General features: G+C 57.6%; 10 protein-coding genes and 1 pseudogene. 2 read left to right on the plus strand and 9 right to left on the minus strand.

From position 1 onward, the window contains the following. The 9 genes and pseudogenes from NANH_RS0100705 to NANH_RS0100750 form a co-directional block, all read right to left on the minus strand. Nucleotides 1-231: helix-turn-helix domain-containing protein (locus NANH_RS0100705; protein WP_027260325.1), on the minus strand; the 231-nt coding region annotated here is incomplete at its 3' end. A 105-nt stretch (nt 232-336) separates the two neighbouring features. Continuing rightward, nucleotides 337-723: pseudogene (locus tag NANH_RS25020) on the minus strand (ParB/RepB/Spo0J family partition protein); the annotation flags it as partial. Between the two features lie 157 nt (nt 724-880). Continuing rightward, nucleotides 881-1,270, minus strand: coding sequence for a DUF3768 domain-containing protein (locus NANH_RS0100715; protein ID WP_027260326.1), 390 nt, complete (start codon nt 1,268-1,270; stop codon nt 881-883). Between the two features lie 70 nt (nt 1,271-1,340). After that, on the minus strand, nt 1,341-2,279 hold the full coding sequence (locus NANH_RS0100720) for an ArdC family protein (protein WP_027260327.1): 939 nt from the start codon (nt 2,277-2,279) through the stop codon (nt 1,341-1,343). Between the two features lie 355 nt (nt 2,280-2,634). Beyond that, nucleotides 2,635-3,729, minus strand: coding sequence for a Fic family protein (locus NANH_RS0100725; RefSeq protein WP_027260328.1), 1,095 nt, complete (start codon nt 3,727-3,729; stop codon nt 2,635-2,637). A 144-nt stretch (nt 3,730-3,873) separates the two neighbouring features. Continuing rightward, nucleotides 3,874-5,169, minus strand: coding sequence for a plasmid replication protein RepC (gene repC, locus NANH_RS0100730; RefSeq protein WP_027260329.1), 1,296 nt, complete (start codon nt 5,167-5,169; stop codon nt 3,874-3,876). A 273-nt stretch (nt 5,170-5,442) separates the two neighbouring features. Beyond that, complete coding sequence (repB, locus tag NANH_RS25025) at nt 5,443-6,414, minus strand: plasmid partitioning protein RepB (protein ID WP_036049113.1); 972 nt, start codon at nt 6,412-6,414, stop codon at nt 5,443-5,445. 2 nt (nt 6,415-6,416) lie between these two features. Continuing rightward, a complete protein-coding gene (gene repA, locus NANH_RS0100740) occupies nt 6,417-7,598 on the minus strand; it encodes a plasmid partitioning protein RepA (protein ID WP_051372178.1) in 1,182 nt (393 codons plus the stop codon). A gap of 1,026 nt (nt 7,599-8,624) precedes the next feature. Further along, nucleotides 8,625-9,530, minus strand: coding sequence for a recombinase family protein (locus NANH_RS0100750; protein ID WP_027260331.1), 906 nt, complete (start codon nt 9,528-9,530; stop codon nt 8,625-8,627). A 226-nt stretch (nt 9,531-9,756) separates the two neighbouring features. Here NANH_RS0100750 and NANH_RS0100755 point away from each other — a divergent pair, with 226 nt between their 5' ends. Continuing rightward, a complete protein-coding gene (locus NANH_RS0100755) occupies nt 9,757-10,824 on the plus strand; it encodes a hypothetical protein (protein ID WP_027260332.1) in 1,068 nt (355 codons plus the stop codon). A gap of 330 nt (nt 10,825-11,154) precedes the next feature. Beyond that, complete coding sequence (locus NANH_RS25030; protein WP_245601342.1) at nt 11,155-12,684, plus strand: Mu transposase C-terminal domain-containing protein; 1,530 nt, start codon at nt 11,155-11,157, stop codon at nt 12,682-12,684.

Here is a 12,684-nt window from a genome sequence, read left to right on the forward strand (position 1 = left end):
CCGCCGCTCCTTGCGTGTTTTGCGCTGCTCAGACAGCAACCAAGCTGTCAGCTTCTCAGCATACGGATCCAGCTTGCTCGGCCGGTCCGGTCTCTGGAATTCGGGTTCGACAATCCCGGCCCGCAGATATTTCTTGATCGTGTTGCGAGACACGCCTGTTCGCCGCGCAATCTCGCGAATGGGCATCTTGTCTCGCAGCGCCCATTTCCGAATGACCCTCAAAAATCCCATGTCTACCACTCCAATAGCCCCCAGCTGAATCAAGCAGGGGCAAGGTTGCACATGGGTCAATTCTCAATGACAATTTCTGCAGTTGCCGGGTCAGTTCTCAGTGACAATCAACAGCGCAAAGGCCTCGAATTCGTCGATGGCGTTCATCGGCGCTTGCGTGATGTTCTCGGCGAGCGACAAGGCCGTGGTGACGTCGCAGTCCTCAGGGACAAGGCGGCAGTCCACCTTGGTTTTCGCGGTGAACCCCTTGGCGGCCTTGTCAGCGACCAGGTCCTTCAGCGCGGCATGACGTCGGCCACCGGCCAGCACTGCGTACTTGCCGTCGAGCTTCTGGACCAAGAGCGGCTGCAAGAGACCCAGAACGGCAATACTGGCCTTCAGATGGGCGATGTTCTCGGGGTCATAGGTTTCCGGGGAGTTACTGCGCACGTTGGCGGGGTGGGCAGTCAGATCGCCAATAGCGACGGAGACGGGTTTGAAGCTTGCGGTCATGGGATGTCCTTTTCGATGGGTAGGGTGCGGCCGGCGCGACCTGCTGCGCGACCAATCCCCGGGTTTGGGGATCAAAAGGACAAAAGGCCCGCTTTGCCTTTTGAGTGGGCAGCGGGCCTTAGGAGGCTGAGAAATAGGTCTTGAGGCTACCCCTCGCCTACCAGTCGCGCGCCATCATGATGGTCAGCACACGCATGGTGGTTTCCAGGTTATCCGGGGCCTCGGCACCGCAGCGAAAATCGGAATCTGACTCATAGAGATCAATTTTCCAGAACACGGTTTCGCCCCGGATCTCGATCGCCCCGAAATCATGCCAGCCCTCCGGGTCGTTCTCGGGTTCGAACGTGTCGAACGCCCCCGTGACATTCACCGCCTCGGCCATGAAACCGTCCCCCGCCTCCATGAGCGAGCGGGTCACATGCATCCGGCCTTGGATGGGCGCCTCTGGTGCTATCCCGAGGCAGGCGAGCTTGCGGAAAGCGTCATTCTGAGCGGCGATTACGGCGGGGTCTGGGCGGTCTGTCAGAGGCTGTGCTGCGTTGGTCATGGGTCTGTCCTTTGAGAAGTTTGAAACACCCTTCCCAAAGCCTGCTTTCCCTTTGCCGACACACATTCCCTCAAGCGGCCTGGTCGACCTCCCCTGCCCTGCCCGCCTCCGATCGCGCGATAAGGTAATCACAGGCGCGCTGCGCATCGGCCGCGTGCTTGAAAATCGCCTGTTTATCCGAGCGCAAAACGCGCAACCAGTTGTAAAGGTAGGCCGCGTTCATCTCGAGCGTATGCGCGGTGAACCCAAGTTCCTGCCCCAGAAAGCACGACGTGAGTTCGGCAACGATCTCCTCGCGGGCATAGGCTGTGTTGCCGAACCGCGAAAGACCGTAGTCGCGGTTCAAGCGATGGCGCGCCTTTGTGGCATGGCCCAGTTCATGGGCCCAAACCCCATAAAAATTTGGCGAATTTTGAAACCGCGTAATCGGCGGCATGTAGACCTTGTCTACCGGCGGCAGATAGTAGGCATCGCTACCCGTGAAGACGGTGGTGATATCGATGGCATCAAAAAAAGCCTGCATATGGGGAATGGGTTCAGCGGGCGGATGCTCAGGCACCGGGTCCGGCTCGGGATGGAAGCTATCCGGCAACCCCTCGATCTGGCAGGCGTTGAACACGCGATAGGATTTCTGGAAACGGAAGACGCGGGCCTCGTCACCATCTGCCTCACCATCGTCTCGCGCCTCGTCGCCCTCACCCTGCCTCCGGCTTTGGCCATAGTAAACCACCACGGAGGACTTCTCGCCCTTGCGAACCTTTGCGTCCAAGGCATTGGCCTGCGGCAGCGTCATCCAAAAGGGCGAGCTGTGGCCCGCCATCACGGTCCGCATTGTCAGCAGGAAGTTGTTCACTCCTTGGTAGGGTTCACCGCCCACGCGGAGGGGACGAGAGCTGCCACCTGCGGTCCATGGCTTGCGCCACGGCAGGACGCCGCGCTCGATGATGCGGATGATTTCGTTTGTGATGACCTCGGAGGCATCGAATTTGGGCGTACGGGATCGGGCCATGGCTGGCCTCCTTTCGAGTGTTGGTGAGAAAGACAGACCGGAATCCGGCCCGGACCCGTCCGAGGCACCCCAAGGTCCCTCAACTGTCAGTCACAAAACCCGAAGGACACTTTCCCTCTCTGCTACCCCGGAGGCACAGGCTGAGGAATTTTGGGACCGTCAAAACCGCGGTTCACCTTCATTGCATACTGCACCCAAAGATCGGCAACGCACATCGGCAAAGAAGTGATGGAGTCTAATGATTATCACAAATTATCAAAGGCTTAGCTTTATTTACAGACCGGCAAGCCTCACCGGTGCGTGTCTGATACTTGCTTGGAGTGGGCGTCTGAGGCTTCGCCTGTGTCAAACCTCTTTAGGTCGCCGTCAGGGAATAGCTGGTGCTGCGTCCACCAGCCTCATCTTTCTCCAAGGCGCCCAATTCGATCAGATCGAGGATATCGCGATAGGCCGTATCTTGTGAGCACTTTTCGATCTTCGCGTATTTCGACGTCGTGACCTTTCCTTCGAACCCATCCAGCAGACGGTTCAGCATGTCCCGCTGGCGGTCGTTCATGTTCGCCGTTCCATATTTCTCCCAGAACCGCGCCTTCCGGAACACGGCCTCAAGGATGATCTCGGCACCATCAAATGCGCGGTCAAGGCAAGCCAGGAACCAAACGAGCCACGCCGTGACATCAAGCCCGCCTTTCTGCGTCGTCTCGAGCATGTCGTAATAGCCGCTCCGCTCCTGCCGGATTTGCGTCGACATGCTGTAGAACCGCTGCGCGCTGCCTTCCGATCGCGCCAAGGCCATGTCTGCGATCGCGCGCGCTATGCGCCCGTTGCCATCATCGAACGGGTGGATGGTGACAAACCAAAGATGGGCGATGGCGGCATGTATGACGGGATCTGTTTCGATGGATTGATTGAACCAGGTCAGGAAACGCGCCATGTCAGGGTCTAACCGTTCGGCTTCTGGCGCCTCAAAATGCACGTGTTCGCGGCCATAGGGTCCTGATACAACCTCCATCGGACCGTCACGCCACTGTCCCACCCTGATCCGGGTCATTCCGCTTCGCCCGGTCGGAAAGAGGGCCACGTGCCAGCTGAACAGACGCTCCGCATCCAGTGGCTTGTCATACGCTTGGGTCGCGTCCAGCATCATCTCGACGACACCATCAACATGGCGATCAGACGGGATCAACCCGCCAATTTCCAGACCCAACCGCTTTGCGATAGATGAGCGAACCTGATCCTTGTCGAGCGTCTCCCCCTCGATCTCGCTGCTTTTGACGACATCACTGGTTAGTGTTCTAAGCATCGCCTCGTTGCGAAGATCGAAGCCAAGACCCTCCATGCGCCCCAAGAGTTTGCCTTGGCGGTGACGGACCGCAGCAAGTTGTGACGACAGTTTGGCCTTATCCCAGGTAAACTGGGGCCAATCAGGGTGTTCGTGAATGTAAGTCATATTTTACGCATTCCTTGCGGAGATTATACGGCACAATCTCCGCAAGACAACGACAAACACCGCAGAAGGCGCGGAGAATAAGGGCGACAATCTCCGCATACCCGATCTGGGAGGTCAAACGCAGGACAACTGCTTGACTTCCCATTACGCCGCCTGTCCGCTCAACCGGCCATAGAAACTGCGTTCGAGATGCAGCTCCCCTGCCCCGGCCTTCTCGACCATACCCCGCAGATATCCACCCGGAGACGCCACTTCGCCGGCACAATGCTTGTCAAACGTGAGAACGAGCGCTGCTGTCGCGATTTGGGGACCGAGACGGTCCTGTGCGAGGTTCCAAGCGTGCTCTGAGACACCGATCATGGGCCTGAGCTGCCCGACAACGCGATGAAGATCGCCCCAATCCTTCAAATACCCGCCCATATTGCGTGCCCAGGACGCGAATTCAGGACAAGCCTGCATCACAGTCGGCAAATCAAGCGCTGCACCACGTTTCTTACGTGTTTCAACCACCCAGTCTTCCAGCTCCCTATCCACCGTCTCTTCCGGTGGCGCATTTGGCACCACGGCCGCCGCTTGCTCAGTTTCTGAGCGATTACAGGTTACAGGATTAAGTTGATTTGTAATTAGTATATGAGGTTCAGTAATGACCTCCCTGGGGTCCACTTCTTGAGTCTTTTCACTGACTTGTTCGGTGGATTTGGCGGTGTTTTCCACAACGTCATCCGCTCGAAATGCCTTGAGATAGGTCACTTCGACACGCTCCTGAAGCTCCCTGAACCATTCTAGGAGCCGCGCAAGCGTCTCAGAGGCCGTGTTCCGGCGTGGCAGGCGGTCCAGAAGATCCTCAAAGAGGCTTGAGAGCTGTGTCCAAGGGCCTCTCAGAGCATCGCTGAGGGCCGCTTCGATCCTCGCGCGGATCATTCGGCGCGCAACAGTGATCTGGCGCTTCAGGCGCTGGCAGAGTTCACGTTCAGCCTGCAGTTCAGCATGTAGCTGCTCAAACTCTTCGGCGCGAGCCGACAGCGGCGACAAATCAAAGCCGTAGGCCTCGATGATACGGCCGTCAGCGTCCCTGTGGCCCCACCGCTTGCCATTAGGGCTGTCCTTGAAGGCAATCACGCCGATCTCGGCCAGACGCCGGGAATGGCGCTTGAGCGCCGAGAGCGAGAAGCCTGTTTGCTCCATCAGATAAGAGTTGGACGCCCAGACGATCGGACGCTGTCCCTCTTCCCAGTCCTGGGCTTGCGTGAACGCCCCAAGCGTGTCGAGAACCAGCATGTCGCCAGCCTTGAGACCTAAATGCGCACCAACGCGTTTCACGGCGACAAAGGCCTGTGTTTTGGGCACGGCTGCTCTTTCACCAGCTTGTGCGTGCTGTTCAGCAACCGCCAGTCCGGCCGTCGCTTTGCGCCACCCCGAGGGTTGGTTGATATTGGACATACCTCCGCCGTTCTGAGGCATGACTGTCCCAGTCGCTCCAAGCGGAGCATCATTGAATTTTGTCATTTCTTAGTTAGGCACAGAAAACCTGTTCGCCCGAAGACGTTTTTCGTTGTTTAGCGATTCGCGGGCTGCTATGATTGAGGTGTGAAAACAAATCGCGCTTTGTGCGCAGCAGCCCTCGGGACTTCGGTTTCGAGGGTTTTCTTTTTGGTGCCTTTCTCCTTTCTGCTCGTTGCCTCTGTTTTGGCGGTTAACAGTTGTTAACCACCGCTATCCATCGTGGCTCTCTGATTGGAACCGATCGAAGGAATCCTGAATGAGCTGGTCCAGATTCTGATCCAGCCAATTCGCGAATCTTGTATTCTCCCCTACCCGCTTAACGGTTACTGAGAGTCCCGATTTTCCACTCTTGATCTGCACACCGGGAACGGGCGAGCGCTGTTCAACAGATCGCTCTTGCTTACCACGCTTGCCAATTTCCTTGATGACGAGGTCCAGCCGCCCGTCGGAATCAAGGACGCCAGATTGACCAAGCACATCCAATACACGCTCCTCCGAAAGTTGCTCCTTCTCGAACGCCGTTGCGAGAGTGGTCCACTTTGGGCGCCCTGCGCCTGGAGCCGCGCCGATTGCCTGACCGACCGCTACGGGCACAAGCCGATTGATACGCTCAAGCTGCGAGAGAGTGTTCTTGCTGATCGCCAAAGCTTGGCATGCTTCCGCACGGGAGTATCCCTGCTCCAAGATCGCCTGTGCGAACCGAACACGTTCGTAGTAACTCAGCTCCGCACGGCCGGCATTCTCGAGCCCCTTGGCCATTAGAGCATCGGTATCATCGAGTGTGCGGATCAGAGCCCGCACCGACATCCCTAGATGGCGACATGCAAGTATGCGTCGCTGGCCATAGATGACTTCAAAATGGCCGTCACGATCCTTTGATGGACGCAAAAGCACTGGAACTTGCTGTCCGGACTCAGCGATGCTGGCGGCGAGATCTTGAATAGATTCATTTGTCGCGTCGCTGTTAACAGCTGTTAACTCGATATCCAGCCGATCCTTTGGACCCCAGGCGAGGATCAAGTTGGTGTCGATATCCTGAATGCCCCCGAGGCCTGCGCGGACCGAACCGATAGTTCCCTTTGGCAAGGTCCGGTGGGCCCTGTCGGACACACCCTCCTTTGAGGCCTCGCTTGCCGCTGTTATCGCGGCCATGATACCGGTCTTGTTCTTCCCCATTGCCATGACTAACGCCCCCACGCCTGTTGAAGCATGCCTGCGATTTCCGCACCTACTGCATCCATACTATTTTTAGCCCGATCGTACGTCGATCGCGTCATCTCGGATCGTGCAACCTCATAGATCGACATCTTGAGCATCGAAGCATCGCCAATTGCCGTACTGCGCAGTCCAGTCGCCCCAACGACACGATCTTGGAACAGAGCGCGCATCAAACTCACAATCTGCTGACTGGGAATGTCGCTCGGATCGTCCCGCGTAATGAGAAAAGAGAAGAAATCATGATCGAGTTTGACACCCGTGTCCTCGATCACCCCGAGATAGGCAGATGTCATCTCGACAAACTGCTGTGTAGAGGCAAGGTCGAGCATGCTTGGCGTCATCGGCACGATGACAGAGGTCGCGGCATAAAGGCCGGTGAGAGTCAAAAACCCGAGAGCTGGCGGGCTGTCGATCACAACTACATCGTAGTCGCTCTCAACGGACTGGATCGCTAGACTGAGCTTCTCAAAGAACGCGACACCGCGCCCCGCATTGACCGCCGTTTCAGTCTCAAATTCGCTCAGCACAAGGCGGGCAGGGGCCAAATGCAAGCCAGGGAAATAGGTTTCCACGACAGCTTCTGACATCGGCACTGGATCGTCATAACGCAGTGCGTCGTAGATTGACGCGCCTTCAAACTCCAGTTCAGTTTGAATCCCGCAAAAGCCCGTGAGGCTCCCTTGTGGATCCAAGTCAATTGCCAGCACCCGGTAGCCACTCAAAGCAAGGTAGTGACACAGATGGATTGCAGAGGTGGACTTTGCAGATCCACCTTTGAAGTTCATCAGCTGAATGACCTGAAGCTTGTCACCCTCGCGACGCCCGGGAAGATACTTACCCGGCTTTCGAGAGCTTGCCTCTAAGAAATGGCGCGCTTGCAGGATCTCTTCCCCGGAATAAAAGCGCCGTCCGTTCTTGATGACTTTAGGCTCAGGCAACGAACCATCGCTATGGCACTTGCGCAAGAATTGACCGGTCACACCGAGTAAGTCAGCAGTCTCTGTTGCGCTGAATAGTCTCAAATTTTTGCGCTGATCGGGCGCATAGGCTTGTTGAAGATGCGTCGTGAGCGCCGTGTGTAGACGCGCGGCCATCTGGCTTGTAAGCTCGGATTGGGACGCCGCTTCGATGGGTGCCGTCTGAAACATAGTTGCAATTTCTCTGCTCGAACGCGCTTATTTGCGCAACTTGACTCTAATGGCCGTGATTCACCCAGTTAAGTCAAGGATTTTATCCACAAATTGTGCTGTTGGACCAATGCGCTACTAGGGAAGCCACGCACCCTCCCGAGTTAACAGCTGTTAACAGCACGCACAAACTTGCGGTTCACGAGCCAATCTGGCGCTGACTGGGTATCGCAAGCGCCTCGCTTCTCAATGGCGTCTTGACCGGAATTCTGGATTGTGAGAGATCCAATAAGCTCGGGCCGGAACAGACAACACACCGACAGACCTACGGCAAATCCACGACCGAACTGGATCGACATTCAAAGCTACATTGGTACTTTGGTGCCATGCCTAAACGATCAGACCAAACCCACTGCATGAGCAAGGATGGTCAAGGCCCTGTCGTCTGAGGCGTCCATGATTCCCAGCAGGGTAAGGGGCATCACGGTTGCCTGTGTCGTGGGAACAGTACCCGACACAAGGCACAGCGTTGCCACGAAGAATTCAACCACACCTCACCGACCCGCGACACCTATCCGATGAGACCAAATTATTGAGAGGCAGGGAGAAGCTTTCCGCGACACTCGAGGTTCCAAAGAATGTTCAGTGATCATGAGTTCAAACTCAAAGAAGCCGGTGCGCTTACTCGACGGCTTTAGAGAACACTGGAAAGCAACCGCGGACCACGTTCTTGCTTCAGCACAACCTATGGCTCCCGTCACTGAATGTCTGAGGGCAGACTGCTCCCAGCTTTATTGTTTGGATGATCCGCGTGGCATGATCGATGGCAGATACCTTCCGAAGATCCACGTTCAGGAACTGTCGTCGCAAATACTAGGGCAGGGACCTCTATCATTGCCCCGCTCCTAGCTAAGTAGATTGTCAGCTAATAGAGACAAATGGAAACCGCTGGTAGCGCACAATAGCTCTACTCGACACCACCTCAGGTTCATGCGCGATTAAGTACGCGCGTGCTGGAGTGCTATCGTTCCATGGCGTGGAATCTTCTCAAGATTGTTGTTGATGCACGGACCCCAGCAACCCCAGTCTTTCAGCACGCTCCAGCAACATCTTGACCGAAGACGGCTGCCAGCTGGTACGACCTCGAGGGGTGCGCTCGCGCATCGACTCAAGCCGGTCGCAGATTGCCTGAAGAGTGATGTCTGGGTCCGCTCCTTTGATGCCGGCAACGATCGCGGGGAGGCGGTCGTCGGTTTCGCGGCGTCCTGCACGGCCCAGCACCTCAGCGGACAGAAAGCCGTCGCGGACGTAAGCCTTAACGGCGCGCAGCAAGCGGCTTTGGGTCCAATGGCGATCTGGGGGCAGGGGGCCATTGATAATCCGCAGGACGTCTTCCCAAGCCATATCGGGGCGCAAGCGGCGCACATGGGGCACCCAATCCGGCGCGGTCTCGTGTAAGCGCTCCATATAGCCGTCCTTTCGTGCCAGCCGCACCTTGCGGAGCGCGACAGGGTCCCTGGCGCGAAGCCCTGGGTTGCCACCTACGCGCCCTTTGGCGCGTGCCGAGGCAAGCCCAGCCTTGGTACGCTCGCGGATCAGAGCACGTTCAAACTCGGCCGCAGCGCCCAGAACCTGCAATGTGAACTTGCCCTGCGGGGAAGCGGTGTCGATGGGGTCCTGCAGGGAGCGGAAAAAGGCGCCCTTGGCCTCCAGGCGCTCGATCACTTCCAGCAAGTGCGACAGAGATCGCGCAAGCCGGTCGATCCGCACGACGACAAGCGTGTCGCCGCTCTGGACGCGGTCGAGCACGCGCGCAAGCACAGGACGCGCGCGATTGCCGCCAGAGGCGTGCTCTTCGAAGATCTCGACACATCCCGCAGTTTGCAGGGCCTCAGACTGGGGCAGGGGGGTCTGATCCTCTGTCGATACGCGTGCATAGCCTATCAAGGGCATGAAAACGGCCTGTTTGCAATTTAAGGTATTGCTATTAAACGACTGTTTGTAAACGAATGCAAGTAGGTGCTCTCTCGTCGTGCTCGTCCAAAATCCCTTGGTTTCCTTGCGCTGAGCGCGATCTGAGAGATTTCACCGGCAGTCGCGCGCGCATACTATATAAAGAGCGAAGGCAACCGCCACAAAACCACTTGGGTAATGTGCAAAAGAACAGTATTTTGCGCATATGAAGATCCAAGCATCCGCATTGACTGATGATTTCAATGACCCCCTCATCACCATCGAGGAGGATGAAGAGGCTCACGAAGAGGATCTCTGGTTTCTGCCGGGACCATTCGAAGAAGAACCGGATGATTTGCCTCCCGGGCCACGGGCGGAACCGCCCGACACTGCTGTCATCGAAGACTGGGCAAAGGCAGAGGGCGTTCACGCTGCGCGACTGGCACGGGTCGCTGGACGCCTGGGTGCTCTGGATGACCGGCTGCTGCGTGGCCCGGAAGGCTGGCGGCATCGCCTCGCTCTTATCGAGGCAGCGGACCTTAGCTGGTTCGCAGGGGATCGGGTGAGTTCTGATCGTCTAGCGCTTTGGATATCGATGCGGCTGTCAGGTGCACAGGATGACCCAAATGCCCTGGCAAGAGTTGGATGGGCTGTTCGGCGCCTGACAGGCGGTCCCGGACCGAAGGCTGACTTGGCCGCCTTCCTGGATCGCCGCGATCCCGAGAACATTGAAGGCAGCGCTGAGCGTTTCGAAGAACGCGCGGGCGGATGGTTGGACGTAATGGCTGCAGCAGCCGAGCTCCACCCAATCACGCGGGCTTGCATGGGCTTTCATCTCTGGAACCTGGCCGGCCTCGGACAGCACGGTGACCAGATGGAAGCCGCCGTCACCGCGTCCAGGATCGCGGCCAGCGATGGAAGCGGCGCCATCTTCGTACCGCTCGCCATGGGCGGGGCAGGGGGACTGCGTGTTTCGGGCTTGCCGCCCGAACGTTTGGCCCGCTGGCTGGATGGGATGAACAGCGCAATTCTAACGGCGATGCGTCATCTTGATGGTACCCAAACATGGAGTGTTCGGGCGGAGAGAGTCATGTCCCAGCTTTCGGGCAGAACTCCGGCCGCTCTTCGGTCTGTGTTGACGGAGTGGCCTTTGGTGTCGGCGCCGATGGCGGAGGCTCTAACAGGCGCAAGTCGCGCGGCTGTTCAAAGGAACCTCGCCTGGATTGAAGAGAGAGGCCTGATCCAAGAAGTGACGCAACAAGGACGCTTCAGGATGTGGCGGATCAGCATCTAAGTCGGTTGTTAAGTTTAATCTTGTCGAACTGGGCGCCCCGGATTTCCAACGACGACGTAGCCGGAGGCCACGTCGCGCGTGTCGCGTAGCCCTTAATTGTGAGATGAGAAATCCAACGAAATCAACGGCTATGCTTTGCCCTTAAATATGAGATTTTGCCTTTAATTCCGATATTTTTGCCCTTAAACCCGAGACAGGGTTCACAGACTTGTGCGGCAAGTATCGATGGATGATGATGGCGAAGACTCCGTTGCCGTTGGTGCTGAAGAGGCGCGCAGGGCCGCGGTGCTGCGTCCGCTTGTCCAAGCATACCTTAAAGGAACTGACAGCTTGGAAAGTGGCGTCAATGACGCCGTTTGGGAGCTTGGTGTCAGCAGGGCGACGGTCTGGCGCTGGATAAAGCGGCTGGCTGAAGAGGGTGGGCGCACGAGCGCTCTGGTACCGCGGAAACGGGGCCGTCCAGTCGGTACGGCCTTGATATCAAGCAAGGTCGAAGCGGTGATCGAAGAACATCTTCGCCGTTATTTCTTGCGCCGGGAGCGTTCGAGCCTGTCGCGCGTCGTGACAGAAATCCGTAGCGCGTGCTGGCAACAGGGCTTGCAGGCGCCGACACGGCGGACGGTTCAGCGTCGTCTGGATGCGATGGATGCCCGCGAAGTTGCGAAGGCACGAGAGGGCGCAAAGGCGGCCCGCCAAAAATTTGCGCCGGTCACAGGTGAGAACAAGGCCTGTGTGCCACTGGAGATCGTCCAAATTGATCATACGCCGGCGGACATCATTCTTGTCGACAGCTTTGAACGCCAACCAATTGGGCGGCCTTGGGTCACGCTGGCGATCGACATCGCAACGCGGATGGTAACCGGATACTACACTTCTCTCGAGGCGCCTTCGCGATTGTCAGTGGCGCTTTGCCTGACACAGGCGGTGGCCCCCAAGGCGGAACTTCTGACTGAATTGGCGTGCAATATTCCTTGGCCCGCACAGGGAAAACCGCTCAGCCTCCACGTCGACAATGGCCGCGATTTCCGGTCGCGGGCCTTTCGGTCGGCATGCGCGGAATGGGGGATCGATCTGGTCTATCGGCCGCCGGGAAGTCCTCACTTCGGAGGTCACATCGAGCGGTTGATCGGGACGATGATGGGGGCCGTCCACCTGTTGCCGGGAACAACGCAATCCTCGATCGCGACCAAGGGCGACTATGATGCCGAAGGCATGGCCACGATGACGTTGAGCGAATTCGATCATTGGTTTGCTCTCGAAATCTGCCGTTACAACAACAGCATTCATTCAAGCCTTGGCTGTACGCCCGTTGCCAAATGGGAAGCGCTCTCAGAGCAAATGACGAGCGACATCCCCTTCGAGATGGAAGCCTTTCAGGTGAGCTTCCTGCCCAGCGAACTGCGCAAGATCAGGCGTGACGGCATCCATCTGTTCCAGATACGGTACTGGTCCGATGCCCTTGCAGGCCACATTGGGCGCGGCGATGGAAAGGTGGTCGTTCGCTACGATCCTCGCGATATCTCAATGATCTGGGTCGAACTGGACGATGGCCGATTTGTTGAGGCGCGGTACAGAAACCTGGAAATCCCGCCAGCGTCCCTCTGGGAATATCGCGAAGCCATGAGGAAGGCCCGCGCCCTTGGCAAGTCCGGGTCCAATGAGCTGGTTCTGGCTGAGTTGATCCGCCAGCAACGCCAGATCGAGGCAGAGAGCCGGGGCCTGACAAAGGCCGAACGCCGATCCCGTGAAAGAAAAGGGACATTGGAGGGCGCCAACTCGGCTGTCGCGACGACTGAAGGGCTGCGCCCGATCGATACGGGTGATACATCGCGCCCATTGTTCAAGGTAGAGAGATGGTGA

Source organism: Sedimentitalea nanhaiensis DSM 24252, from assembly GCF_000473225.1.
Lineage (GTDB): Bacteria > Pseudomonadota > Alphaproteobacteria > Rhodobacterales > Rhodobacteraceae > Sedimentitalea > Sedimentitalea nanhaiensis.

What these genes read in the sequence shown, in the direction of transcription:
- NANH_RS0100715 (WP_027260326.1), bottom strand. Translation starts at nt 1,270, where the DNA reads ATGACCAACGCAGCACAGCCTCTGACAGACCGCCCAGACCCCGCCGTA.
- NANH_RS0100720 (WP_027260327.1), bottom strand. Translation starts at nt 2,279, where the DNA reads ATGGCCCGATCCCGTACGCCCAAATTCGATGCCTCCGAGGTCATCACA.
- NANH_RS0100725 (WP_027260328.1), bottom strand. Translation starts at nt 3,729, where the DNA reads ATGACTTACATTCACGAACACCCTGATTGGCCCCAGTTTACCTGGGAT.
- repC (WP_027260329.1), bottom strand. Translation starts at nt 5,169, where the DNA reads ATGTCCAATATCAACCAACCCTCGGGGTGGCGCAAAGCGACGGCCGGA.
- repB (WP_036049113.1), bottom strand. Translation starts at nt 6,414, where the DNA reads ATGGCAATGGGGAAGAACAAGACCGGTATCATGGCCGCGATAACAGCG.
- repA (WP_051372178.1), bottom strand. Translation starts at nt 7,598, where the DNA reads ATGTTTCAGACGGCACCCATCGAAGCGGCGTCCCAATCCGAGCTTACA.
- NANH_RS0100750 (WP_027260331.1), bottom strand. Translation starts at nt 9,530, where the DNA reads ATGCCCTTGATAGGCTATGCACGCGTATCGACAGAGGATCAGACCCCC.
- NANH_RS0100755 (WP_027260332.1), top strand. Translation starts at nt 9,757, where the DNA reads ATGAAGATCCAAGCATCCGCATTGACTGATGATTTCAATGACCCCCTC.